The sequence below is a fragment of the Maricaulis sp. genome (assembly GCF_034670125.1).
GTDB lineage: Bacteria > Pseudomonadota > Alphaproteobacteria > Caulobacterales > Maricaulaceae > Maricaulis.
Window position 1 is genome coordinate 599,434 of the sequence record NZ_JAXMOC010000001.1, and the last position, 22,486, is coordinate 621,919.

At 62.8% G+C, this 22,486-nt stretch carries 27 protein-coding genes; 8 read left to right on the forward strand and 19 right to left on the reverse strand.

Annotated elements, in window-relative coordinates:
- Window positions 1-61: 61 nt before the first annotated feature.
- The gene (locus VOI18_RS02610; RefSeq protein ID WP_323760849.1) at window positions 62-751 is read left to right on the forward strand and encodes a DJ-1/PfpI family protein; all 690 of its coding nucleotides are present in this window, start codon (window positions 62-64) and stop codon (window positions 749-751) included.
- Here VOI18_RS02610 and VOI18_RS02615 read toward each other — a convergent pair.
- Both VOI18_RS02615 and VOI18_RS02620 read right to left on the reverse strand, forming a co-directional pair.
- The gene (locus VOI18_RS02615; RefSeq protein ID WP_323760850.1) at window positions 748-1,227 is read right to left on the reverse strand and encodes an MmcB family DNA repair protein; all 480 of its coding nucleotides are present in this window, start codon (window positions 1,225-1,227) and stop codon (window positions 748-750) included. The genes VOI18_RS02610 and VOI18_RS02615 overlap by 4 nt on opposite strands.
- Before the next feature lie 45 nt (window positions 1,228-1,272).
- Window positions 1,273-3,261, reverse strand: a complete 1,989-nt coding sequence (locus VOI18_RS02620) for a DUF3857 domain-containing transglutaminase family protein (RefSeq protein WP_323760851.1) — start codon at window positions 3,259-3,261, stop codon at window positions 1,273-1,275.
- Between the two features lie 104 nt (window positions 3,262-3,365).
- On the opposite strand from VOI18_RS02620, the gene VOI18_RS02625 reads away from it, so the two are divergent.
- Window positions 3,366-3,764, forward strand: a complete 399-nt coding sequence (locus VOI18_RS02625) for a metallopeptidase family protein (protein ID WP_323760852.1) — start codon at window positions 3,366-3,368, stop codon at window positions 3,762-3,764.
- Between the two features lie 7 nt (window positions 3,765-3,771).
- Here VOI18_RS02625 and VOI18_RS02630 read toward each other — a convergent pair whose 3' ends face one another.
- Window positions 3,772-5,379, reverse strand: a complete 1,608-nt coding sequence (locus VOI18_RS02630) for a tetratricopeptide repeat-containing sulfotransferase family protein (RefSeq protein WP_323760853.1) — start codon at window positions 5,377-5,379, stop codon at window positions 3,772-3,774.
- A 148-nt stretch (window positions 5,380-5,527) separates the two neighbouring features.
- On the opposite strand from VOI18_RS02630, the gene VOI18_RS02635 reads away from it, so the two are divergent.
- Window positions 5,528-6,088 (forward strand): hypothetical protein, encoded by a 561-nt coding sequence (locus VOI18_RS02635; protein WP_323760854.1) that lies wholly within the window; start codon window positions 5,528-5,530, stop codon window positions 6,086-6,088.
- Between the two features lie 68 nt (window positions 6,089-6,156).
- Here VOI18_RS02635 and rplS read toward each other — a convergent pair whose 3' ends face one another.
- The 11 genes from rplS to VOI18_RS02690 all read right to left on the reverse strand — a co-directional run bounded on the left by rplS (window position 6,157) and on the right by VOI18_RS02690 (window position 14,377).
- On the reverse strand, window positions 6,157-6,555 hold the full coding sequence (gene rplS, locus VOI18_RS02640) for a 50S ribosomal protein L19 (RefSeq protein ID WP_011644824.1): 399 nt from the start codon (window positions 6,553-6,555) through the stop codon (window positions 6,157-6,159).
- Window positions 6,552-7,292 (reverse strand): tRNA (guanosine(37)-N1)-methyltransferase TrmD, encoded by a 741-nt coding sequence (gene trmD, locus VOI18_RS02645; RefSeq protein ID WP_011644823.1) that lies wholly within the window; start codon window positions 7,290-7,292, stop codon window positions 6,552-6,554. Before trmD ends, rplS begins: the two co-directional genes overlap by 4 nt.
- Complete coding sequence (gene rimM / locus VOI18_RS02650; RefSeq protein WP_323760856.1) at window positions 7,285-7,842, reverse strand: ribosome maturation factor RimM; 558 nt, start codon at window positions 7,840-7,842, stop codon at window positions 7,285-7,287. Before rimM ends, trmD begins: the two co-directional genes overlap by 8 nt.
- A 199-nt stretch (window positions 7,843-8,041) precedes the next feature.
- Window positions 8,042-8,512 carry a 30S ribosomal protein S16 gene (rpsP, locus tag VOI18_RS02655; protein ID WP_323760857.1) on the reverse strand — a complete coding sequence of 157 codons (471 nt, stop codon included), beginning with the start codon at window positions 8,510-8,512 and terminating at the stop codon, window positions 8,042-8,044.
- A 37-nt stretch (window positions 8,513-8,549) separates the two neighbouring features.
- A complete protein-coding gene (ffh, locus tag VOI18_RS02660; RefSeq protein WP_323760858.1) occupies window positions 8,550-10,112 on the reverse strand; it encodes a signal recognition particle protein in 1,563 nt (520 codons plus the stop codon).
- A gap of 209 nt (window positions 10,113-10,321) precedes the next feature.
- The gene (locus VOI18_RS02665) at window positions 10,322-10,507 is read right to left on the reverse strand and encodes a hypothetical protein (protein ID WP_323760859.1); all 186 of its coding nucleotides are present in this window, start codon (window positions 10,505-10,507) and stop codon (window positions 10,322-10,324) included.
- A 354-nt stretch (window positions 10,508-10,861) separates the two neighbouring features.
- Entirely contained in the window at window positions 10,862-11,206 is a 345-nt protein-coding gene (locus tag VOI18_RS02670; RefSeq protein ID WP_323760860.1) for a hypothetical protein, read from the reverse strand.
- Between the two features lie 149 nt (window positions 11,207-11,355).
- A complete protein-coding gene (locus VOI18_RS02675) occupies window positions 11,356-12,630 on the reverse strand; it encodes a dicarboxylate/amino acid:cation symporter (protein ID WP_323760861.1) in 1,275 nt (424 codons plus the stop codon).
- A 98-nt stretch (window positions 12,631-12,728) separates the two neighbouring features.
- Window positions 12,729-13,025 carry a hypothetical protein gene (locus VOI18_RS02680; RefSeq protein ID WP_323760862.1) on the reverse strand — a complete coding sequence of 99 codons (297 nt, stop codon included), beginning with the start codon at window positions 13,023-13,025 and terminating at the stop codon, window positions 12,729-12,731.
- A gap of 132 nt (window positions 13,026-13,157) precedes the next feature.
- Complete coding sequence (locus VOI18_RS02685; RefSeq protein WP_323760863.1) at window positions 13,158-13,679, reverse strand: carboxymuconolactone decarboxylase family protein; 522 nt, start codon at window positions 13,677-13,679, stop codon at window positions 13,158-13,160.
- 152 nt (window positions 13,680-13,831) lie between these two features.
- Window positions 13,832-14,377, reverse strand: coding sequence for a peroxiredoxin (locus VOI18_RS02690; RefSeq protein WP_323760864.1), 546 nt, complete (start codon window positions 14,375-14,377; stop codon window positions 13,832-13,834).
- 125 nt (window positions 14,378-14,502) lie between these two features.
- Between VOI18_RS02690 and VOI18_RS02695 the strand changes: the two genes are divergently transcribed.
- From VOI18_RS02695 to VOI18_RS02705, 3 genes are all read left to right on the forward strand, one after another.
- Window positions 14,503-15,408, forward strand: coding sequence for a hydrogen peroxide-inducible genes activator (locus VOI18_RS02695; protein WP_323760865.1), 906 nt, complete (start codon window positions 14,503-14,505; stop codon window positions 15,406-15,408).
- Between the two features lie 85 nt (window positions 15,409-15,493).
- Window positions 15,494-16,018: a GbsR/MarR family transcriptional regulator gene (locus VOI18_RS02700; protein ID WP_323760866.1), complete on the forward strand. Its 525-nt coding sequence runs from the start codon at window positions 15,494-15,496 to the stop codon at window positions 16,016-16,018.
- A gap of 10 nt (window positions 16,019-16,028) precedes the next feature.
- Window positions 16,029-16,559 (forward strand): DUF4166 domain-containing protein, encoded by a 531-nt coding sequence (locus tag VOI18_RS02705; protein WP_323760867.1) that lies wholly within the window; start codon window positions 16,029-16,031, stop codon window positions 16,557-16,559.
- A 9-nt stretch (window positions 16,560-16,568) separates the two neighbouring features.
- Here VOI18_RS02705 and arsC read toward each other — a convergent pair whose 3' ends face one another.
- The gene (gene arsC, locus VOI18_RS02710; RefSeq protein WP_323760868.1) at window positions 16,569-16,922 is read right to left on the reverse strand and encodes an arsenate reductase (glutaredoxin); all 354 of its coding nucleotides are present in this window, start codon (window positions 16,920-16,922) and stop codon (window positions 16,569-16,571) included.
- A gap of 85 nt (window positions 16,923-17,007) precedes the next feature.
- Window positions 17,008-17,856 carry a CoA ester lyase gene (locus tag VOI18_RS02715; RefSeq protein WP_323760869.1) on the reverse strand — a complete coding sequence of 283 codons (849 nt, stop codon included), beginning with the start codon at window positions 17,854-17,856 and terminating at the stop codon, window positions 17,008-17,010.
- Window positions 17,857-17,901: 45 nt separating this feature from the next.
- Here VOI18_RS02715 and VOI18_RS02720 point away from each other — a divergent pair, with 45 nt between their 5' ends.
- Window positions 17,902-18,777, forward strand: a complete 876-nt coding sequence (locus VOI18_RS02720) for a PfkB family carbohydrate kinase (RefSeq protein ID WP_323760870.1) — start codon at window positions 17,902-17,904, stop codon at window positions 18,775-18,777.
- 32 nt (window positions 18,778-18,809) lie between these two features.
- The gene (locus tag VOI18_RS02725; RefSeq protein WP_323760871.1) at window positions 18,810-19,949 is read left to right on the forward strand and encodes a serine hydrolase domain-containing protein; all 1,140 of its coding nucleotides are present in this window, start codon (window positions 18,810-18,812) and stop codon (window positions 19,947-19,949) included.
- 21 nt (window positions 19,950-19,970) lie between these two features.
- Here VOI18_RS02725 and VOI18_RS02730 read toward each other — a convergent pair whose 3' ends face one another.
- The 3 genes from VOI18_RS02730 to rarD form a co-directional block, all read right to left on the reverse strand.
- Window positions 19,971-20,372 carry a hypothetical protein gene (locus tag VOI18_RS02730; protein ID WP_323760872.1) on the reverse strand — a complete coding sequence of 134 codons (402 nt, stop codon included), beginning with the start codon at window positions 20,370-20,372 and terminating at the stop codon, window positions 19,971-19,973.
- Between the two features lie 66 nt (window positions 20,373-20,438).
- Complete coding sequence (locus tag VOI18_RS02735) at window positions 20,439-21,410, reverse strand: alpha/beta hydrolase (RefSeq protein WP_323760873.1); 972 nt, start codon at window positions 21,408-21,410, stop codon at window positions 20,439-20,441.
- Between the two features lie 100 nt (window positions 21,411-21,510).
- Window positions 21,511-22,413: an EamA family transporter RarD gene (rarD, locus tag VOI18_RS02740; protein ID WP_323760874.1), complete on the reverse strand. Its 903-nt coding sequence runs from the start codon at window positions 22,411-22,413 to the stop codon at window positions 21,511-21,513.
- Between the last annotated feature and the right edge of the window lie 73 nt (window positions 22,414-22,486).

A 22,486-nucleotide genomic window follows, 5' to 3' on the forward strand; every position in this document is an offset into this window, starting at 1 on the left:
GATTGTCATGTTTCCGGTTTGGCCGCCGGGATAGCGTTGGGTGTCTGCACCGGAGACACTCATGCCACGCCTGCGCCATATCGGGTTTCTGCTTTTTGACGATCTGACCCAGCTCGACTTCACCGGACCGTTGCAGGTCCTCCATCGCATTCCCGGGGCCAGCATTCACCTGGTTGCGCGCCGGGCCGGTCCGGTCCGGACTGATTGCGGCCCGTTCATCCTGGCCGATACCGCCTTTGATTACTGCCCGCAGCTGGACTTGATCTGCGTGCCGGGGGGCTGGGGAGTCGATCAGGCCATGGAAGACGCGGAAACGCTGGACTTTCTGCGGCGCCAGGCAGCCGGCGCGCAGTTTGTGACCTCGGTCTGCACAGGCGCTTTCCTGCTGGGAGCTGCCGGCCTGCTCCAGGGGGTCAGGGCCACGACCCATTGGCGCTATCATGATGCGCTGACGCGTTTCGGTGCCGAGCCTGTCCGTGGGCGGGTGGTCCGGGACGGGTCGGTGTTTACGGGCGGCGGTGTGACAGCCGGGATAGATTTCGCGCTCACGATTGTCCGGGAGATCCATGGAGAGGAGCTCGCGCAGGCCATTCAGCTGGGTCTCGAATACGATCCCGACCCGCCGGTTGATTGCGGGTCACCGGACAAGGCGCCCGGGATCATCATGGAAGCGGTCGAAGCCCGGTTCGCACCGCGATGGGAAGCCTTCCTCGCCGTTGTTGACCGTGTGACGTCCACCCGAAGCGGCTAGTTGCGTCCCGGAATGGCATCGCTTGCCGCCTCACCGGGCCGCATCAGCCGGTCAGCGGCCGCTCTGGCGAACCGCAGGGTGAGCGCCTTGCGCCGCGCCGGTGCCAGGGTCAGGGCAGGGCTTTCGCGAATGATGGCGCCACCGAAGCCATCCGCAATGATGAGCCCGGCATCAGCCGGAATGATCTCATTTGGAAAACGCCGCGAAACGGCGAAATAAAGCCGGTCGCAATACCCCGCATAATTTGTCCATTTGCTGTCGGCCCGGAAGTCGGCAATGCCGGACTTGACTTCGACAATGGTGATTTCACCCTTTCGTCCCAAGGCAGCGAGATCGGCCCGCCGGCCGTCGGGCAGGATGAATTCCGCAATGGCGCTGTAGCCCATATGCCAGAGCAGGCGGGCGGCACCGCGCATCAATGCCTGCGCGTCATCAATATCCGGATTGGCCGCTGAAGCGACGTGTTCAAGGTCCATCCTGCCAGTTTGTTCCATTTTTGTTCGCGCGACAAGCGCGCCGCATCACTCGGCGGAATCGATGAGGTCAAATCCGTAATAGGCGCTGTTCAGCATGGTCCGATGATCGCGAAGGACTTCCAGGGCCGCATCGGGAGGCACATCATGGGCGAGACTGCGCAGCTCGAACTCCATCCGGTAGACCGGCCCCATATGGGTGCTGGAATAGGCGTACCGGAACGCCGCGTTGTCGATCTCGGTCTGCTCGTCCTGCAACGTCCAGCCTTCGCCGCCATTGGTCAGGACGAGGTCGACGACATGCCGGGCGTGGGTGGGGTGATAGACGTTCAGCGGCGTCTCGCGGCGGCGTTCGGCATTGCTCTCTATCAAGCTGCTGATGCCATGCGCCCGGAACCGGATGGAGTAGGCTTCCGGTTGTTCGCCGTCCTCGAAGGGGGCGATCAGTTCGACCTGCTCACGAACTGTCAGGCGGTTTGCAGTCACATCATCGTTCACATCAATGGGTTCGATGAAGTCGGCCGCCCCGAAAGTCTGGTTGTAGAAGTCCAGATAGTCGCGCTGGAGACCCGATAGCCCGTCCCTTGCGATCCTGGCCCGATAGCGATCAGCGTCGCGGCCGCTGAGAACGGTTTCGACTGTCAGGATTGCCGGCACATCGCGGCCACCCGAAAGATCCAGTGTCTCATGAATGGTGACGGTGGCGTCCGACTGCGGAACGGTGTTGGCCATGCTGACCAGCCCTTCGTGCGCACCGTCGAGCGGCAGCGCAAAGCCGTAATCGGCCTGGTCGACAACGTCCAGCGTTCCGCCCTGATAGGAGCGGGTCGGGTCGAGCCAGAATGTACGTCCGTCATGACGCAGGCGGACGATGACATGATTGAAGGCGCCAGGTGACGGCTCACGCTGATCAATGCCGCGGCCCGCGCCGAGATTGACCAGGGCGGGGTCCGCGTCGAATTCAAGTGCGCGCGCCAGTTCAACCAGCAGGGCGGTCTTGGCCTTGCAGTCGCCATACCGCGTTTCCAGCGTGTCCGACGGGGCCGCAGGCACATAGGAGCCTTCGCCATAGGTCAAAGCCAGGTAGCGCACGTCATTCTGCACAAAATTCAGGGCCGCCATCAGCCTGGCTTCCGGTGTGTCATGGGCAGCGGCGATCTCGGCCGCCAGCGTCTGCACAGGCGCTGACGGGTCGAGGGTGAAAAGCGGTGTGCCCCAGGCTGCGACATCGGACCAGTCAGAGAAGCTGGAAATGCGAAGAGCCGGGAATTGCGAGATCCGGTTGGGCGTGCCCCGCTCAGGATTGATGGCCTCTCGTGGGGCCGGATCGAGCCGGAACTCTTCGTGGTTCCGGCGGCGGACGCGTTCGATATCGGCCTCACCCGGTGAAACGTCGATGAAACGGGCCTCCCCGCGTGGCCACAATGACCGGATCGAGCGCCGCTCCACGGGCACGCCCCAATTCAGACCGAACCGGCGGAAATCCCGTCCGTTATAGGTCGGGTTCAAGCCGTAGACCGTGTAGGCGTAATCGACGATATCGCCGACGCGAACGTCATCGATGCGGGCCAGGGCCGTGACTTCGCCATTCAACATCTGACGGTCGCGATTGGACTCGTGGCGCGCGAATTCGATCTGGGCCCGATCCTGTCTGTCGAGCACTTCGCCATCCCGGGTCAGCCGGATGTGATGGAAGACAACATGCTCGTAGGACGGATCGAAATTGACTTCAAAGCTGGCCAGCGTCTCGATTGCCGAGGCGTTGGACGCTTCGCGGACCCGGCGGATATACAGGGCCGGTTCCTCACCGCGGGCATCGTGCTGATCGTCAATCAGGAGATATCGAACCCCGCCAAAGCTGTCGAAGATCGCGTTGTCCGGGTCCAGCGGCGTGACTTCCTCGACGAAGGCCGGCGGCGCCCCAAATTCGGCTTCCGCCGGGACCGGTGCCGCGATGGTCGGCAAATCGGACTGTGTCAGCGCGGCGGCTGGTGAAACCGACGCCAGGACACAACCGAGCAAAACGCAACGCAACATGGTCAACCTCTTTCCTGCACTACCCGCAGATTAGGCTGACTGTCAGCCTGTGCAAGCGGGTCGCCTGCGTTCACACTGCGATCCGGGCATGGAAGGGCAGTGTCATGGCGGCAAACCGGGTCGCGCCAAGTCTTGAGGAATTTGAAGCCCTTGCCGCGGACGCGTTTGCGGCACTGCCGGCACAGATGCGCCGCCTGTGTGAAGGTTTGGAGATTTTTGTGGCTGATTTCGCGGATGCCGAAACGCTGGCCGCCGTGAGCGTGGACGATCCGTTTGAACTGACAGGTGTCTATATCGGTGTGGACCTGTCCCGAAAATCAGTGGCTGACCCGACGCCCGGACCAGACCGGGTCGTGCTGTACCGGCGCCCCATCCTTGATGAGTGGGCGGATCATGGCACCATCACGTTGGGAGAACTGGTCTCCCACGTCCTGGTACACGAAATCGGTCATCATTTCGGCCTGTCCGATGATGACATGCATCGTATCGAGGATGAAGACTGACGGCCGATCAGGGGCGGTAGTTCCAGCGTTGCAGCCAGGGAGATATCTGGCTTTCATAGGGCGCCAGCGCGCTGGCGTGGTGTCGCCACGCGCCGACAGCCCGGTCGTGTATGGCTTGTTCGACCTGCGCAGCGGATGGGGTCGACAGGCTGGGTGACAGCCGTTCGCGATAGTCGGCCATTTCGCTTTCCCACTCCAGATCAAGGGCCAGCAGTACGCGCGCTATCTCGTCTTTCATGTCAATGACCAGATCTTCGTATCGCACATCGGTCACCCGCAAGTCAGGCGCGATCCGGCGACCGGCATCGGCCGCCGCCATCGTGGCGCCATAGAGCGCAACCGTGTCGGCCAGGGTGTAGGTGCGCAGCATTGCCGTGTTCAGCCGGAACAGGCGTTTGAACGTCGAGACAATGGCATCTCGCGGATCCCGCAGGGCGAGGATGATCCGCGCGTTCGGGAAGACCTGGCCGATCAGGCCAAGCCAGGGCAGGTTCAAGGGCAGCTTGTCGATGAACACCTGACTTCCCGGCACGGCCAGCCTGTCAACGCGTTGCCAGTACTCCGACTGAAGGCGGGCGCGGTTACGCGGCAGGTCTGCCAGGAAGTGCCGGAGCGAATCCGGTGAGTCGCCGGCTTCATCGAGCAGCGGCTGCAGCAGAGCCGCTTCATCGCTTGAAGAGATGGCTGAATGGCTCGCAAGGATCTGTTCCAGCAAGGTTGTGCCCGACCTCGGGAAGCCCACCAGGAACACCGGAGACCGGCTGGTACTGTCCGGGGCCGACTTGGGCGGAGACAACTCGTCATAGGCGGTTTTCAAGCGCTTGAGACTGTCGAGCCCGTGCATTTCGTCGAGGAATTGTCCGCCCGGGGCGAGGTGTTCGCGCAAGGCGCCGTATCCGGTCACCCAGGCGTCCAGCGCGGCTGGGTGATCACCCAAGGCCTCACAGGCATCGCCGAGACGCCGCCAGACCGATGCGTTGTGGGTCGCCGTTGACCGGCCGGCGTCGAAATGCGCGCCGATCAGTTCGCGGGCTGCGTCCGGCTTGCCCGCAGCCATGTCCGCTCCGGCGCGGGCGGACAGGGCCACCGGGTCGGACGGCTCGACCGCGAGAACAGCATCGGCATGCGTCCGTGCGCCCGCCCAGTCACGCTGGTTCTCGCAAACCCAGGCCAGTCCGCGATGCGCCTCGACGTCGCCAGCCCGCAGCTCAAGCGCCCGTTCATAGGCTTGGCGGGCTGCGTCGAGATCATTGGCCTGACGCTCCATCAGGCCGCGCATCAGATGAGGGTCGGCCGCGTCCGGAAAGGCCGTCGCGATCGCTTCGAACCGCGAGCGGGCGGCTGCAAATTCCTGCAAGTCGCCCAGGATCTGGGCGGCCGCAAGCTCGAAACCCAATTGTCCCGGCGCGGCGTCGCAGGCTTGTTTGATCCACAACAGCGCCGCCGCCGGGTCCTGGCGCGCGCGGCGGCAGATGGCCTTGAGATAGAGTCCGTTCGGATCCTTTGGCAACGCCGCAAGAACGGCGTCGGCCACCGATTCCGCATCGACGAAACGGTGATCACGATAGGCGGCGAACCCGGATTGGGAACGGGCAAAGGCTTCTTGCGGCGTCATCGACATCTCGGTGGCGATCCTGTCATCTAAGCGGCGGGCGGGACGCCGCGTATTCGGCCACAGAAATGGCTCGCAAGCCAGTCAGGGCGACACTTGCGGCACGACGGCGCGCCTCTACACTGAACGTTTGCGGATTTGGGAGTCTGCCATGTTGACCAGCCTTGCAGTCATGGCCCTATTCCTAGCGCCAGCTACGGCCGGGTGCGAGGCCGGGTTCGAGCCATCCATTGCCAGGGAGTTGGCGGTCATTCAGCGCGGGATGCACGTCCACACTTCGGTCCTGCAGGAGGACCGGAATGCTGACCAACGCGCATTGATGGCCGAAACCATGGGATTGCTTGCGGCGCGCGACAGGGCGGTTTCACAGCTCGATCTGGATATCCTCGACCGCGCCCTGACCCTTCTGCACAGCGAGGCAGTCTGGGACCGGGCCGATGACCGCAATTGTAGAGAGACCGATACGAGCTGGTCGATTTTCTGCGCCCTGCATCAGGCTTCGATCGCGGTGACCGGCGGGTATGAACACCGGCGAACCGCCTTGCAGGAGGTCCGCTTCATTATCCAGGACCGCAGCACCGGTCGCGATTACGCCCACCGGATGATGGACTACAACAATGACCCGACGACAGATTTCGAGGCGGCCCGGTCAACGATCACGCAAGCCCGCGCCGTGGTCGCCGCGCGGCTCGATGCCCAATGCCCCGGCTGAGCGAACAGAAAAAACCCCGCCAGCCAGGCTGACGGGGTTTCTCGTGTCGCTGTCGCGAAGAGGCGGGACTAGCCCTTCTTCTTCGGCTCGCGCTTTTCGATGCCACGACCGGTGACGCGCTCGGCGATACGGGCCGACTTGCCGCGACGATCGCGCAGATAGTAGAGCTTGGCGCGGCGGACTTTACCTTTGCGCTTGATCTCGATCTGCTCGACATTCGGCGAGTAGAGCGGGAAAACGCGCTCGACGCCTTCACCGAAGGAGATCTTGCGGACGGTGTAGCTCTCGTTCAGGCCACCGCCATTGCGGGCGATGCAGACGCCTTCGAAGACCTGGATCCGCTCACGTTCGCCTTCCTTGATGCGAACATGGACGCGCAGCGTATCGCCGGCGCTGAAATCCGGAATTGTCTTTTCACCCAGGACGCGGGCGGCTTCTTCTTGTTCAAGCTGCTCGATCATGTTCATCGTGCATTCTCCTTGCGGGCCTTGTACCTCGTCCAGAGGTCGGGGCGACGCGCCTTCGTAATTTTTTCCGCCTGCTCCCGGCGCCAGGCCTCGACCCGGCCATGGTGTCCCGACAGCAGTACTTCCGGGATCTCCCGATCCTCGAACACGCGCGGTCGCGTGTAGTGAGGATATTCGAGGAGATCACCCTCGAAACTCTCGTCTTCGGTCGACATCGGGTCGCCCAACACGCCGGGGAGCAATCGCACACAGGCCTCTATGAGAACCTGCGCGGGCGCTTCGCCCCCGGCCAGTACGGCATCGCCAACACTGACCTCTTCCATCTCGCGGCTTTCGATCACCCTCTGGTCGAGGCCTTCGAAGCGTCCGCAAAACACGACAACGCCCGGGCCCTTCGCCCACTCCCGAACCCGGGTCTGGGCAAGCGGCTTTCCGCGCGGCGTCAAATAGATCAACGGTCGTTTCCCGCCTTGCCAGCGAGACTGCACCGCATCAATCGCCTCCGTCGCGACATCCGGCCTGAGCACCATACCGGCGCCTCCGCCAGCTGGGGTGTCGTCCACGGAGCGGTGCTTATGACGGGAAAAATCCCGGATGTCCACAGTTTCAAGCGCCCACAACCCATGATTCGCAGCTGTTGCAATCAGCGAAACACCCAGCGGTCCCGGAAAGGCATCCGGGAACAGGGTGAGCGCGGTCGCGGTCCAAGGCAGGGAAGGGCTGGTGGCGTCAGTCATCCGACGGTCCGCCCGCCTCTTCCTCAGCCTTCGAGCCGACATCTTCCGGCGGGTCGATCGTCACCACACCGTCGGCGATCGACAGGTGCGGCACGAATTCGCGGGTGAAGGGGAGCATCCAGCTGCCGTTTCGGTCGGGCGTGCCGGTGATTTCCAACAGGTCGCCGGAGCCGAAATCATGGACGGCCTTGAGTGTGCCCATCGGGGTGCCGTCGAGGCCCTGGACTTTCAGGCCGAGCAAATCGGAATGGTAGAATTCATCATCCTCGAGCGCGGGCAGGGCCGAACGGAGGACGTGGAGCTTGGTGCCTTTCAAGGCCTGGGCCTTGTCGCGGTCGAGCTGCTCGGCGAAGCGGACCACGAAACCGTCCTTGACCGGACGCGCGGCCTTGGGGGTCAGGATGGTCCTGCCGTCGGTGTCCAGGAATGCGCCATAGATGAAGGCGTCAGCCGGATTGCCGGCGAAGCTCTTGACCTTGCACTCGCCACGGACACCGTGGGCGCCGGCGATGGCGGCAATAAAGACGAGATCGTCGGCGGGCGTGGTCATGGCATGTATCCTGAGAGGGATAAGGTCCTCGCCCTCGATGGGCGAGGTGGGCCCTCCGTAGCCTGGGCGAAGGAGGGGTCGGAGTGGGTGAAACGCCCGGCGAATTCACGCTTCGCGTTTCACCCCATCCGTCCGCAGCGCGGACACCTTCCCCATCAAGGGGAAGGACCGTCCACCCAGCGTGTCAGGAGAAAAGATCCTATTCGGACTTGGCTTCTTCGGCAGCAGCCTCTTCAGCCGGAGCTTCAGCAGCGGCTTCCTCGGCAGGCGCTTCTTCAGCAGCCGGGGCGGCAGAAGCGGCCTTGGCTTCTTCTTCGGCTGCCTTGCGATCGGCTTCCTTCTCGGCCTTCTCGGCAGCGAGTTCCTTGGCTTTCTGGCCCGGCTCACCCTTGTTCGGGTTGTTGCTGGCTTCCCATTTCCAGGCGTCAGCCTCGATCTGGTGGATGAAGCGGCCGACGCGATCGGTCGGCTTGGCGCCCTTGGCGATCCAGGCCTTCACCTTTTCCATGTCCAGCTCGACGCGCTGACCGTCTTTCGGCAGCATCGGGTTGTAGGAACCGATCTTTTCGATGAAACGGCCATCGCGCGGCGAACGGCTGTCGGCAACGACGATGCGGTAATAAGGACGCTTCTTGGCGCCACCACGGGCGAGACGGATTTTCAGAGACATAGGGGTATTCCTTCAGTTTGATCTTTGAATAACGCGATTATTTCTTCGGCAAACCCAGGGGCAGCCCGTCGGGACCGAGCGGTACGCCGCCCAATCCCGGCAGGCCCGCAGGCTTGCTGGTGTTTGAATTGCCCAGGCCGGGCAGTTGCGAGCCGGATGGCGCCTTGCCGCCGAGCAGGTCTTGTGTGGCACGGCCCATATCGGCGGGGTTCATGCCGCCCATCTGGCCGCCCATGCCCGGAGGCATGCCGCCGCCCATTCCGCCCATCATGCCGGCCAGACCGCCGCGGCCACCCTTGGAGGCCTTCTTCATCATGTCGGCCATCTGGCGGTGCATCTTGATCAGCTTGTTGACGTCGGCGACCTGGACGCCGGAACCAGCCGCGATGCGCTTTTTGCGGCTGGCCTTGAGGATTTCCGGTTTGGCGCGTTCCTGCTTGGTCATCGACAGTATGATGGCTTCCTGGCGGGTCAGCATTTTGTCGTCCATGCCGGCCGCGGCCGCCTGGGCCTGCATCTTCTTGTTCATGCCTGGCAGCATGCCCATGATGCCGCCAAGCCCGCCCATGGTCTTGAGCTGGCTGAATTGTTCGCGCAAATCGTCGAGATCGAATTTGCCCTTGGCCATTTTCTTGGCCATGCGGGCGGCTTTTTCCTCGTCGACGTTCTGCGCCGCCTTCTCGACCAGCGAGATGATATCGCCGCGGCCGAGGATGCGGCCAGCCACGCGTTTGGCGTCGAAAGCGTCGAGCCCGTCGGGCTTTTCCGAGACACCGAGAAACTTGATCGGCAGGCCGGTGACGTGGCGCATCGACAGCGCGGCGCCGCCACGGCCATCACCGTCCATACGGGTCAGCACGAGGCCGGTCAGCGGCAGGCGGTCGTGAAAGCGGCGGGCGGTCTCGACGGCGTCCTGACCGGTCAGGGCGTCGGCGACCAGCAGGGTCTCGCGCGGATTGGTGACGCGGGCGATATCATGCGCCTCGGCCATCATCTCTTCATCGATCGAGGTGCGACCGGCGGTATCGAGGATGACGACGTCAAAGCCCTGCAGGCGACCCGCATTCATCGCGCGCTTGGCAATGTCGACGGCGCGCTGGTTCGGGACGATGGGCAGGAAGGCGACGTCGATCTGGCCGGCGAGCTGCTGCAACTGCTCCATCGCCGCCGGGCGACGGGTGTCGAGCGAGGCCAGCAGGACTTTCTTTCTCTGGGTTTCCTGGATGCGCTTGGCCAGCTTGGCGGAGGTCGTGGTCTTGCCCGAGCCCTGCAGACCGGCCATCAGGATGGCGATCGGCGGTTCGCCCTCGAGCGACAGGCCGACCGGTTCGCCCTCGCCGCCGAGCAGGTCGACGAGCGCGTCATGGACGATCTTGATGACTTGCTGGCCCGGCGACACGGCGCGGATGACGTCTTCACCGACGGCGCGCTCGCGGATCTGCTTGGTCGCAGCTTTCACAACATCCAGGGCGACATCGGCTTCGAGCAGGGCAACACGGATTTCGCGAAGCGCCGCATCGACATCCTTCTCCGACAGCACACCGCGTCCGGTGAGCTTGTCGAATACGCCGCCAAGTCGTTCTGTGAGTGTGTCGAACATCAAAACCTCAATCGATCGTCACCAACGCAAAGCGATCCTGCCCCGCTGAGCGAAAACTTCGCCGAGCAGGGTTCTCGCCGACCTCCCTCGCCACGTGGGGCGGATGTGCCGGTAAGACAAGCGGTGTGCTTGCATGATGAAGCGGGGCTAGTACGTGCCGTGTGGAAAAGAGTCAAGACGCATGCGAGCAGGCGCGGGTCCGGCTGGGCCTAGCGGGTGCCGGCGGCAACGTCGCTGACAGTGGCCACGGTTTCGCTCTGCGAGAAGCGCAGGGTCGGGCTGTCCGGGCGAGCCGAGAGCATGACGCCGAACAGGGACGCAAACATCAGCGCCGCGGTCAGCCACAGAAGGGCTGTCTTTGCGAGCATGCTGATTGCGAACTGAGCCTTGGCCATGATGTCCTCGGGGCGGGATGCCCATCTGTTGTACGCCGTGTTGGCGCGTTGTCATTTGACGGCTGAGTCCATTAACGGGGCCCTACCGCAGGGGGGTGATGCGAGTTTACAGTTAAGACAATCGAAACACGCTTCGCCCGGTTGATCCTGCGTAAGCGCCAATTGTGGCTCCAATATGGGAGGCCGCAATGGATGTTCAAGACGGTCGCTGTCAGAGGGGAAGCGCCGACCCGACCGCCGGGGACAATCGGACGGACAGGCCGGCGCCAGTGTTGAGGGAGCGCGGGGGATTGGAGGGTCAAACCGCGCCCACTCGGGGGACATATCGCTTTACGCACAACCGGCCAGTCCGGATCACAAACGGCCTGTTTTTTGTTGCATCGGGGCGGTCAGACGGCGTGACAAGCCGGCGATCCGGCCGGCCCGGGCCAACAACCAGACCGCCGTCCAGACATTGCCCAGCACAAAAATCGGCAGGATCCAGAAGAGCTTTGCCCGTACGCTCTGCTCGATCGCGGCGATCAATGCCGCGACTATCAGGAAGCCGAAATACAGGTCAAAAAGTGTGACGATGCCCCAGGGATCTGAGGTCAGCCACCGGCCGGCGGCGGAAAAATTCCCGGTCCGAACGGCCAGCACAATGAGCCCCGTCAGCACGGCACCGCCGAGCAGGGCGAGTAGACGTATCGCAACGGTCATGGGTTTATCGCATCAATGAACATGAGACGGATACGCCGTGAGCTCACCGGCGGATCAGTCGTCAGTGTTGCATTGCGCGATGGGTCCGGCCGGTCATCAAGCGTTGCACCGCGTGAAGACCCGCCCGGACCGGCTCAGGCTCGCCGAGCCTAGATCACGGCCGGGTCGCGGAAACGTTCCTCATCCAGCTCGCCTTCCCACTTGGCCACCGCCGTCGCGACAGCGGCATCGCCCGTCACGTTCACAGCCGTCCGCGCCATATCCATGATCCGGTCAACCGGCAGGATGAAGCCGACAACGATGGCGGTGTGCTCCGGCGTGACGCCGAATGTTTCCAAAACGATGGCCAGCAGGAATAGCGATGCCGACGGAATGCCGGCTGCCCCGATGGAGACAATCGCCGCAGTGAAGGCGATCATCACATAGTTCATGAAGGTCAGATCATATCCGAAGGCCTGCGCCGTGAAGAGTGCAAGGATACCGAGGTACAGGGCCGTGCCGTCCATATTGATTGTGGCGCCGAGAGGCAGCACCGATCCGGCTACAGACTTCTTGATTCCCAGATTGTCCGAGGCCGCTGCAATGGTCACCGGCAATGTGGCGGATGAAGAGGCGGTTGAATAAGCCACGGCGATCGGGTCGGTCATGCCGCGGAAGAAGCGGACAAGCGGCAGGTTCAATACGACCCGCACCAGGAAGCCGTAGGTGATGATGGCGTGGGCGATGAGGCCGAGATAAACCGCAACGATGAGAACCAGGATGGATTGCAGCGCCTCGAGTCCCTGACTGGCTGCCGTATAGCTGACGAGGGCGAACACCCCGAATGGCGCGACTTCCATGACATAGTGCGTGATTTTCAGGACAACTTCCGACGCGGAATTGAACAGGTCGCCAAGCGGCTTGCCTGCTGCCCCGGTCGACAGGATGGCAACGCCGAGAAACAGCGAGAAGAAGATGATGGCCAACACATCGCCATCCGCGAGGGCGGCGACCGGGTTGGTTGGTACGATTTCGAGCAATCGCTCGGTCACCGAGGGCGGGTCAGTATTGACCGGCACTGCTTCGACGCCCGCCAGATCCGCACCGGCTCCGGGTCGGAACAGGGCCCCAAAGGTCAGTCCGATCACATTCGCGAAGAACGTGGTCACGAGATATAGCGCGATTGTCTTGAGGCCCAGTGAGCCCAGCTTGGAGGGCTTGCCCATCGCGATGACCCCGGCCACCAGCGTGGTGAAGATCAAGGGCACGATCAACATGCGGATCAGGTTGATGAAGAGCAGGCCGACCGGGCGGACATAGGTGTCAATCCAGGTGGTCGCTGCATCCTGCCCCATGGTGTTGGAGGCGATCAGTCCGAACACAACCCCCAGAACCAAAGCCGCGAGCACGCGCTGCCACAGTTTGATCTTGAACCACCAGCCCATGAACTCTCTCCCCGATGTCCGCATGCTTGGAGCACACGCGTATCGGTTCGCACACTAGAGTGTGCGTGGACGGGGTCAATCGTTCGGGGTGGTGCTGGTCAGTGAGCCTTGGAGGCGTAGGTCGCCTTGAGGATCAGGGCGGGCATGTTGCTGACGATCGCGGCAAGGCCGACCAGGATCAGGAAGGAACCGAGATTGCCGCCGCCCACAAACAGGCCGAGCGCGGCGATACCGGCACCGATCAGCGCCGTGCGGGACACCTGCAGCCAGGACACGTCGTCATAGCTGCGGGCCTTGTTGATCGTGTCGCGCGAAAACCAGATCTGTCCGCCACGGACATCATGGTCGGCCCGGGTAGAGCGGCGCGGGAGCGGGTCAAGCGTATGGTCAATCATCGACATACGCTCATTATACGGAATTGTTTTGAAGACGCAACCGGGCTGTGGGTAACTCGTTTTTGAGCAGCTTATCAGCCAATTGGGGACGACTTTGAACGCCGCCCCCTTCGCGTGGAGCTGTCTTGAAATCTAGGATTCGGCGGTCAGCACAGCGGCCACGGCGTTAACAGTCGCGGCGATCCGGACCGCGGCCTGTATCTGGGTTGTGGTCAAACCGTGCTTGCGCAGTTCCGCCTCGTGGCTGTCGATGCAAAGGCCGCAGCCATTGATCGCGGAAACCGCCAGCGACCACAGCTCAAAATCGGCCTTGTCGACGCCGGGATTGGCCAGGATGTTCATGCGCAGCTTGGCGGGCAGCGTGGCGTATTCCTTGTTCTTCGAGAGATGGACGAAGCGGTAATAAACATTGTTCATGCCCATGATGGCCGAGGCCGCCTTGGCCGCGGTCAGGGCCTCGTCGGTCAGTCGGGCCTCGGCTTCAGCCTTGATGGCCGCCAGGACCCTGGGTTGGCCGACCGCGTGAGCCGACGCGAGGAACGTGCCCCACTTTTTCTGATCGTCCAGATCGGTTTCCCGGCCCAGCGACGACAGGTTGAGTTTCAGGTCCTTGGCGTAGTCCGGCAGCTCGGCCTTGAGGGCATCAATCGACATCACAGGATCCTTGTCTGGTATCTGCGTATGGTACGCATTCTCATCTTATGAATGGAAGGTCCCCGGAGCGGTGTGCCAGGCACATCTGAGGGTCTGCTCCGGGGTGCCGGCGGCCCTGCGGAGGGGCGGGCCGCCGGCAGTGTTCGGGATGGCTACAGCGTGTCGCCGCCGACCGGGCGGTTGCAGGGGCAGAGCTCGTCCGTCTGAAGGGCGTCCAGGACGCGCAGCGTGTCTTCCGGATTGCGACCGACATTGAGATTGGTCACGTACACATGCTGGATGACATTGTGCGGATCAACGATGAAGGTGGCACGATAGGCAACGCCCTCGTCCGAGCGGATGCCGAGGCTGTCGATCAGCGAACCGGTCGTGTCGGCGAACTGCCACATGCCGAGCTTGTCGAGGTCCGGGTGTTCCCGGCGCCAGGCCAGCTTGCAGAATTCATTGTCCGAGGACCCGCCCATTATGACCGCATCGCGATCGGCGAACTCATCGGCGAGATTGGCGAATGCCACGATTTCGGTCGGGCAGACAAAGGTGAAATCCTTCGGGTAGAAGAAGATCACCTTCCACTTGCCGTCGAAGCTTTCCTGGTTGATGGCCTCGAAGGCCGACTCACCGTTTTCCTCGTGCGCGTTGAAGCCTGGCTTCACGCCGACAATCTCAAAATCAGGAAGCTTTTCGCCGATACCCAGCATGGTGTCTCTCCAATTGGATGGACCGGCTTGAGCGCCGGTCTTGAATGATGGGCACGATGTGAAGCCTGGCGATGAATAAATCCAATGGATTGTTTTTGGGTAAGTCATAGGTAATATCAATACCTATGACCCAGCTCCCCACATTGCGCCAATTGCAGTTCATCATCGCCCTGGCCGAGCATGGCAGTTTCTCCAGGGCCGCCGAGGCTGTCTTTGTGACGCAACCCACGCTGAGTGCAGCGATCAAGGAGCTGGAAGCCATTCTGGGAACCGTGTTGGTTGAGCGGGGCGCACGGGGGGCGGTGCTGACACCGGCCGGAGATGTCGTGCTGGAGCGGGCCCAGCGTGTCATGACGGAAGCCGAGGATCTGGTTGTGGCGGCGCAGGCGGCCGGCGAGCCGTTGTCCGGTCCGTTCCGCCTGGGTGTCATCCCGACCATTGCGCCCTTTTTGCTGCCGCGGGTTCTGCCCGCCCTGCGCACGGAATTTCCCGACCTCGAACTGTTCCTGCGGGAAGACCTGACAGACCGATTGTTTGAAGCGCTCCGCGAGCGCCGGATCGATGCCGCCCTGATTGCGCTTCCCTATGATGCGCCCCTTATTGAATCCCACGCAGTCTGGTCCGATGAATTCCTGTTTGCAGCGCCACCTGACCACCCGCTGGCCAAAAAAGCCAATCTCGCGCCCGACGATCTGACGGATGAACCCCTGTTGTTGCTGGAGGACGGACACTGCCTGCGTGACCATGCCCTGGCGGCCTGCTCGACCGGCTCCGCCCGTTCCGACTTCGCCGCCACAAGCCTGCACACTCTGGTCCACATGGTGAAGTCAGGACTGGGTGCGACCTTGTTGCCTCGCATGGCGGTCGATGCGGGGCTGGTCGACCGGATGGGGCTCGAAGTCCTCGCTTTTGATCCCCCGGTCTCGGGCCGGGAAATCGGTGTGGCCTGGCGCAAGGGGTCGGCTCGGGCCGATGAGGCCATCCAGCTTGGCGAAGCGATCCGCGCCGTCCTCGAACACCCGGCCGACTGAGCCCGGGCTGCGGCAGCTGGACACAGGACGGGCCTGCACCGGCATGGTAGTTTCTGTTTGGACAGAACGAGAAGAAGACCGTCAGATGCAACTCTCAGCGCCGATGCAACGTTTTGTCGTTCACTGGGGAGAGATGGGGTCACGCTGGGGCGTGAACCGGTCCATCGCCCAGATTCATGCCCTGCTCTATCTTGCCGAGGCGCCGCTGCATGCTGAAGACTTGGCCGAGGTGCTTCAGATTGCCCGCTCCAATGTCTCGAATTCACTCAAGGAGCTGCAGACGCTTGGGCTGGTCCGGCGCGAGCATGTGATGGGAGATCGCCGGGACCATTTCAGTGCAACCCACGAACCCTGGGACATGCTGATGGCGGTCGCCGAGGCCAGAAAGCAGCGCGAGATCGACCCCATGATCGAAATCCTTCGCGAATGTGCCGACGCGGCAGACGCTGATCCGGATACGCCGCCCTTGGCCCGTGAACGTCTGAGGCGGATGGAGAGCTTCGTCACCGACCTCGATGGCTGGTACGCCCAGGTCCGCAAATTGCCCCAGAAGACCCTGCTGAAGCTGATGGCGCTGGGCACCCGAATTGCACGCTTCGTGGGCGGATGACCTCGCTGGGATGACCCATCTGTACCAGGCACTCCTCGGCCCTGACTGGGCAGCGCTCGCTCCGGTGACACGACATCTGCATTCCCCTGACCCGACTGTCCTCCTCGAGGGGCGCGTCGATATCGTCCGGGGTCGCAATCCCTTGGCTCGGCTGATCGCCACCCTGCTGGGTCTGCCACGCTCCGGCCCACAACAATCAGCCTTGGTAAAAGTCAGCGCGGTCGAGTCCGGTGAGCTGCTGGAGCGCTGGTATGGTGGCCGCCATTTCGCGACCTTGAAGGGGCGGTCCGGACCGTATTTGACAGAACGCTTCGGTCCGTTCGAGCTGCGCTTCGCCTTAAGGGTTGAAGCGGGCATCCTGCGCTTTGATCCGTCCGGTGTGCGGCTGTGGGGTCTCAGCTTGCCATCGACGGTGTCGCCAAGCGTGACCGCGACCGAAGGCGCGGTTTCAGACGCGCACGTCTTCGACGTTTCCCTCAGACTGCCACTGATCGGACTTGTTGTTCACTATCGGGGCAAGCTGGCGGTCGCGACTGATTGAGGGCCGTGGCTAGAACAGCTCGAGAACCTGCTCGGGTGGCCGACCAATCATCGCGCGATCACCGTGAATGACAACCGGGCGCTCGATCAGTTTCGGGTATTTTGCCATCGCCTTGAACAGCGCTTCCTCGTCTTCGATCGCCTTGAGACCGAGCTCACGGTAGTCGGGTTCGGCCTTGCGCAGCCATTCATGCGCCGAGACGAAACCGAGCATCTTCATGACCGACTTCAATTCGGCGACGCTCGGCTTGTCGTCCATGTAATCCCGAACGTCCAGCTTGCCGCCGCGCGCCTCAAGCAATGCCAGAGTCTGCCGGGATTTCGAACAGCGTGGATTGTGCCAGATAATCGTCGAATCGGTCATTGAAGGTCCCTCAAGAGCCGCCATGAAAGCCGGTCTTGTGCTGCAACATCAAGTCTTGGTCTGCGTTTTGCCTGCATTTTACGTATCAGGAATCATTCTCACTGGCGGTCGAGAGCAACGCCCGGGCGGCTTCCAGGTGCAGGCGTTCCACCATGTCGCCGTCCAGAGATATGACACCTTTGCCGGCGTTCTCCGGACTTGAAAATGCCGCAACGATCTTTGCCGCCTGTTCAAGCTCGCGTGAGGTTGGTCCGTAGTAAAGATGGGCGAGGTCGACCTGTCCCGGGTGGATCAGGGTCTTGCCGTCGAATCCGAGGGCGCGACCCTGTTCGGCTTCGGCCCGAAACCCCTTGGGGTCGCGGAAATGATTGAAGACTCCGTCAAGCACATAAAGCCCGCGCGCCCGCGCTGCGCAGACCAGGTTGGCGAGGTGCGGAACCAGGGCGAGCCGCTCATGCTCTGTCGAGCACCGCAATTCCTTGCACAGGTCATTGGTCCCGGCGATCAGGCCGGCCAGGCCGGTCCCGACAGCGCTGGAAATCGAATTCAGAGCCAGCAGGGCACGCGGGGTCTCGATCATTGCCCAAATCGGGATTGATGACCCGTGCGAGCTGAGGCCGGACCGGGCGGCATGCAGGTCGCCGACCTGCTCGACCTTGGGAAGGACGACGGCGTCGGCCCGCGCCGCCGCCCGGATATCGGACGCTCCCCACTCACTGTCCAAAGCATTGACCCGCACGGCCCGTACAGAGCCCGACGCCTCCCAGCACCGCAGGGCGACATCAACGGCATCGCGCGCCTCGGCCTTCTCGTCGGGCCCGACAGCATCCTCGAGATCCAGGATGAGAAGATCCGCGCCGACATGGGCGGCTTTTTCAATCGCACGGGATTTGGAGGCGGGTACAAACAGCGCTGAACGGATCAATCGTCGCATCAAGTCGTTTCCGGGGCTTCTGCTCGGTCAGGTTTTGGATATAGCATGTTTCTCATGCCGATGGCGCTGATCCTTTCCAGTCACGTGGCGGCCTCTCCGGTCGGAGGTGGCGCGTCGCAACGCGTGCTCAATGGTGCGAAGATCGACACCATGCTGGTGCCGACTGTTTTATATGGTCGCCATCCTGGCTGGGGCGAGCCCGGCGGCGGCGCTGTCGAACAGGATCACTTCGAAGGTGTCCTGTCGGGTATCGCGGACCAGGGTCTGCTGGACATCGCCGACCTGGTCCTGACCGGATATTTCGCCGATGTCGGACAGGTTTTCGATACGGCCGCCGTAATCGATGTGGTTCGCAAGGGGCGGCGGGTGAACAAGGGCGTGATTGCCCATGCGCGAGAACCCATGATTGTCGTTGATCCGATCATGGGCGACGCGCCGGGTGGCCTGTACATCGACCCCGCCATCGCTGCGGCGATCAAGGACCAGCTGGTCAGCCGGGCAGATCTCGTCACACCGAACCTGTTCGAGCTCGGCCAGATCACCGGCCGCCCGTTGACGGACCTGGCCTCGATTGTCCGGGCGGCGCGGGTCCTCGAGCGGCCCGTTCTGGTCTCCTCCTTGCCGCGGCACGGGAAGATCGGAGTGCTTTATGTTGACGGCGCGGACGCCCTGCTCGTCACGCATGACCGACTCCCCAAGGCTCCAAACGGTACCGGCGACGTCCTGGCGGCCGCATTTGCCGCCCGGCTGATGGCTGGTGACAGCGCTTGCGAGGCGCTGGAACATGCTGTCGCTGCGACGGTCAGCCTTGTGATGCGGGCGCATGAATGGGGCGCGACGGAACTGCCACTGGTGGCCGCTTCTGACGTTCTTGTGACGCCGCTCCTGGCTTTGCAGGCCGAGGCCGTCCAGTTCGCTTGATCCATGTCGCGGCTCGCGTTAGCCAGTGCGGCATGAATACCGACATCCTGCCCGCCCTTCATGGTCACGTCGCCGCCGGATTCGAGCCGGTCGCCGAAGCCTTCCTTGCCAATTGGACCGATCATGACGAGATCGGCGCAGGGTTTGCGCTCACCGTCGACGGTGAACGGGTGGTCGATATTCACGCCGGTTGGGCAGACCGCAAGAAATCACGCGAATGGCAGGCCGATACACTGGTTCCCGTCTATTCCACCGGCAAGGCAATCGCGGCGCTGGTCCTTGCCCGCTTGGTCGACCGGGGCCTGCTCTCCTATGACGCGCCGGTCGCGGATTTCTGGCCGGAGTTTGCCGGGGGCGGCAAGTCCTCGGTGACGGTCGCCCAGGCGCTGTCTCACCAGGCGGGCCTGCCCGGTATTGCCGAGGAGATGGATGCGGGCGACTGGTTCGATGCCGCGCTGATCGAGGATCGTTTGGCCCGACAGGCGCCGCTGTGGCCGTTGGGGACGGGGTCGGGCTATCATCCGGTCACGTTCGGTTTCATCGCCGATGCCCTCGCGCGCCGCACGGATGGCCGGTCGATCGGCGCCATTCTTCGCGAGGAGGTTTGCGGCCCGCGCCGGATCGATTTTCATGTCGGCCTGCCTGAAAGCGAACATGAGCGAACTGCCGAACACGCCATGCCCCGTCAGGTGCCTGACCTTGGCGAACGATCCGTGCCGCGCGAACTGGCCTTCCTGAAGCCCTGGTCTTCCCCGGGGCGGCGCGGTGCCACGGAATGGCGCAAGGCTGAGTTCCCGGCCGCCAACGCCCATGCGACGGCGGCCGCGCTGGCGCGTCTCATGTCGCCATATGCCGATCACGGCCGCCTGGACGGCAAGCGCTTCATCTCCGAGGCAACGCTGGCCGATCTGGTCAAGGAGCGGGTCAACGGGCCGGACAAGGTCCTGCCATTTGATCTGTCCTGGGGCGCCGGCGTCATGCGCAACGTCAAACCTGGCTTCTATGGCCCGACGCCCGAAGCGGTCGGCCATTCAGGCTGGGGCGGATCTTGCGCCTTCGCCGACCCGGTGCGTGGGTTGACGGGTGCCTACGTCATGAACCGCCAGCATCACCACCTCGCTGGCGACCCTCGTCCGGTCCGGATCATCGAGGCGGTTTACGGCTGTCTTTGAGGCGGCTATCGCTCGGACGGCTCAGGCTGTCGCTTCGCATAACCATGCCAGCGCCGGGTCCCGATGGGTGAAAACCCTGATCCGGGTTTTCCAGTTCTCGCGTGTCATGGCGACCCATAATTCCGGGATGATGCGTTTGAGGTCGCTGGCACAGACGAGGGCCGTCTTGGGTGAGTGCCCTTTCCGGTAGCGCTCGTTCCAGGTTCGCATGAAAGCCTGATGCGTCTTCATGGACTCCATCGTGAAACTATCCAGAGAGGAATCGTCCCGGATCACAAGGAGCATGTCGAAATCTCCACGCCATCCAGGAACACTTGGCAACTCAGCGATCGAATGGCGCAGGTTGAGCATGGTGGTCTCAGCGCCGAATCCGAGTTCCGCCACTTTCAGCGCGCTGTGTATGACCCAGCCCGGTTTGGTCATCCCGTCACCGCCTGACCGCTTGGAAGTACCCTGGCCAGGGCATCTGAAAGCCAGCCAGCGAGGTCATCAGCTTTGGCCGGAGGCTGGGAACCGCCTTTCCAGCCAGTCCAGCATATACCCGTTCAACGCGTCCGGCTGTTCCCACATGGTCCAGTGGCCGCAACCATCCAACACCGCGAACTCGACATCCTTGCACAAGGCGGGCATCCAGCCGGCCAGCTTGGGCGGCAGCATGAAATCCATTTCGGCCGACACCATAAGGCAAGGCAGCGCGATGCGATGATCGACCCCGCCCATGCGCTGCCAGTTGGCGTCGAAATTCCGGTACAGATTAATGCCCGGGCCAAAGCCGGTCTTGCGATAGGCGTCGGCGTAGACGGCGCGGTCGTCCGGACCCACAACGATCCGCTTCTCTTTTCGACCTGTGAAGGCCTCGAACTGGGCCGGAATATGGGTGATTTCGGGGAAATAGTCGTCCAGCGTTCCGATGGTCGGCGGGGCACCGAAAATGAAGGCGAAGAAGTCGTCCTCCCTGCCTTCAAAACAACCTTCCGCGCGGCCGGGTGCCTGGAATTGTAGGATGTAGTGGTTGTCACCGCCGATCTCGCGGAAGGCCTCGGTCGGCGGTTGGGCACCGCGTGGCAGGTGGGGGGTGTTCACGCCGATGACGCCGTCAATCCGGTCAGCCGCCAGCATGGCCGCGTGCCAGGTGATGATCCCGCCCCAGTCATGCCCCACCCAAACCGCCTTGGCGTGGCCCAGCGCGTCCAGCAAGCTGGTCAGATCGGCAATCAGGGTGTCGATGTCATAGGCATCGGTGCCCTCAGGGCAGTCGGAGTTGCCGAAGCCGCGCAAATCAGGCGCGATTACCCGGTATCCGGCCCCGGCAAGGACATCGATCTGGTTCTTCCAGGAATAGGCCAGCTCCGGCCAGCCATGGACGAGAAGGAGTGGCTGCCCGGTCTCCGGGCCGGCGAGGTGAACCGAAAGTTCGATGCCATTGGTGGCGACACGAATCGGTGCCGGAAAATCGCTCATGTAAAACTCTCAGCCCCGGTCCCGAACTCACTTGGAGATCAATCGCTTGTTGCATGCAAGCAAAGGGCAGTCGAGCGGTCCGGTCAAGGGTGGCCGCCCGCTACTTCGCCCCGGGTGTCAGCTTGCGTTCGCGGCGCAATTGGCTCCAGGCAAAACAGGCAACCCCAGACCAAATCAAGGCGAAGGTGATCAGGTGACCGGTTTCAAAGGTTTCACCGGTCAGGATGCCGATCATGAACTGGATCGTGGGCGCCATGAATTGCAACAACCCCATCGTTGAAAGCCGAAGCCCGCGGACACCGATCGTGTAGAGCAGCAGCGGCACGACCGTGACCAGCCCGGCCGCCATGAGCAGTCCCGCCTGGATCGGGCTTTCCGTGAAATGTCCCGCGCCGGTGGCTTGCAGCCATGCGAGTCCGACAATGGCGAAAGGAAAGATGAACAGGGTCTCCCACAACAAGCCTGCCCGACCGTCCACCGCCGCGACCTTTCGCAAATAGCCATAGGCTGTGAACGTGGTGGCCAGCATCAGCGACAGCCAGGGAACCTCGCCCACCGTGATGATCTGGTTGGCGACCCCGAGCGCTGCCAGGGCAATGGCGGCAATGCGCCAGGGACCCAAGGGTTCGCGCAGGATAATGACGCCGACTGCAACGCTCATGAGTGGATTGATGTAATAGCCCAGCGATGCTTGCAGGACGTGCCCGGAATTCACCGCGAATATGAAGCCCCACCAGTTCACCGAGATCAGCGCGGATGTCGCCAGGAGGGTCAACAGGGTGCGCCGGTCCGACAGGACCCCAAGCGAGATTCGCAGTCGCCCCGACAGGGCAAGGGATCCCGCCAGCAATGGTACGGCCCAGACCACACGATGGAGAATGATTTCCACGGCTCCGGCGAAACCCAGGGTCTGGAAGAAGAGCGGCGAGATGCCCCAGATCAAATAGCCGGACAGGCCGGCTGCGAGGGCGCGCCGCATATCGGTCGAGGTTTCGGTGGACATGCGGACTCCTGAGGCGATGACGTGCATCGCACATAGGGAGACCACCTGTCGATGGCGACCCGATTGTTGCGCA

Coding starts and splice junctions, on each gene's coding strand:
- VOI18_RS02610 (WP_323760849.1), top strand. CDS start 62: ATGCCACGCCTGCGCCATATCGGGTTTCTGCTTTTTGACGATCTGACC.
- VOI18_RS02615 (WP_323760850.1), bottom strand. CDS start 1,227: ATGGACCTTGAACACGTCGCTTCAGCGGCCAATCCGGATATTGATGAC.
- VOI18_RS02620 (WP_323760851.1), bottom strand. CDS start 3,261: ATGTTGCGTTGCGTTTTGCTCGGTTGTGTCCTGGCGTCGGTTTCACCA.
- VOI18_RS02625 (WP_323760852.1), top strand. CDS start 3,366: ATGGCGGCAAACCGGGTCGCGCCAAGTCTTGAGGAATTTGAAGCCCTT.
- VOI18_RS02630 (WP_323760853.1), bottom strand. CDS start 5,379: ATGACGCCGCAAGAAGCCTTTGCCCGTTCCCAATCCGGGTTCGCCGCC.
- VOI18_RS02635 (WP_323760854.1), top strand. CDS start 5,528: ATGTTGACCAGCCTTGCAGTCATGGCCCTATTCCTAGCGCCAGCTACG.
- rplS (WP_011644824.1), bottom strand. CDS start 6,555: ATGAACATGATCGAGCAGCTTGAACAAGAAGAAGCCGCCCGCGTCCTG.
- trmD (WP_011644823.1), bottom strand. CDS start 7,292: ATGACTGACGCCACCAGCCCTTCCCTGCCTTGGACCGCGACCGCGCTC.
- rimM (WP_323760856.1), bottom strand. CDS start 7,842: ATGACCACGCCCGCCGACGATCTCGTCTTTATTGCCGCCATCGCCGGC.
- rpsP (WP_323760857.1), bottom strand. CDS start 8,512: ATGTCTCTGAAAATCCGTCTCGCCCGTGGTGGCGCCAAGAAGCGTCCT.
- ffh (WP_323760858.1), bottom strand. CDS start 10,112: ATGTTCGACACACTCACAGAACGACTTGGCGGCGTATTCGACAAGCTC.
- VOI18_RS02665 (WP_323760859.1), bottom strand. CDS start 10,507: ATGGCCAAGGCTCAGTTCGCAATCAGCATGCTCGCAAAGACAGCCCTT.
- VOI18_RS02670 (WP_323760860.1), bottom strand. CDS start 11,206: ATGACCGTTGCGATACGTCTACTCGCCCTGCTCGGCGGTGCCGTGCTG.
- VOI18_RS02675 (WP_323760861.1), bottom strand. CDS start 12,630: ATGGGCTGGTGGTTCAAGATCAAACTGTGGCAGCGCGTGCTCGCGGCT.
- VOI18_RS02680 (WP_323760862.1), bottom strand. CDS start 13,025: ATGATTGACCATACGCTTGACCCGCTCCCGCGCCGCTCTACCCGGGCC.
- VOI18_RS02685 (WP_323760863.1), bottom strand. CDS start 13,679: ATGTCGATTGATGCCCTCAAGGCCGAGCTGCCGGACTACGCCAAGGAC.
- VOI18_RS02690 (WP_323760864.1), bottom strand. CDS start 14,377: ATGCTGGGTATCGGCGAAAAGCTTCCTGATTTTGAGATTGTCGGCGTG.
- VOI18_RS02695 (WP_323760865.1), top strand. CDS start 14,503: ATGACCCAGCTCCCCACATTGCGCCAATTGCAGTTCATCATCGCCCTG.
- VOI18_RS02700 (WP_323760866.1), top strand. CDS start 15,494: ATGCAACTCTCAGCGCCGATGCAACGTTTTGTCGTTCACTGGGGAGAG.
- VOI18_RS02705 (WP_323760867.1), top strand. CDS start 16,029: ATGACCCATCTGTACCAGGCACTCCTCGGCCCTGACTGGGCAGCGCTC.
- arsC (WP_323760868.1), bottom strand. CDS start 16,922: ATGACCGATTCGACGATTATCTGGCACAATCCACGCTGTTCGAAATCC.
- VOI18_RS02715 (WP_323760869.1), bottom strand. CDS start 17,856: ATGCGACGATTGATCCGTTCAGCGCTGTTTGTACCCGCCTCCAAATCC.
- VOI18_RS02720 (WP_323760870.1), top strand. CDS start 17,902: ATGTTTCTCATGCCGATGGCGCTGATCCTTTCCAGTCACGTGGCGGCC.
- VOI18_RS02725 (WP_323760871.1), top strand. CDS start 18,810: ATGAATACCGACATCCTGCCCGCCCTTCATGGTCACGTCGCCGCCGGA.
- VOI18_RS02730 (WP_323760872.1), bottom strand. CDS start 20,372: ATGACCAAACCGGGCTGGGTCATACACAGCGCGCTGAAAGTGGCGGAA.
- VOI18_RS02735 (WP_323760873.1), bottom strand. CDS start 21,410: ATGAGCGATTTTCCGGCACCGATTCGTGTCGCCACCAATGGCATCGAA.
- rarD (WP_323760874.1), bottom strand. CDS start 22,413: ATGTCCACCGAAACCTCGACCGATATGCGGCGCGCCCTCGCAGCCGGC.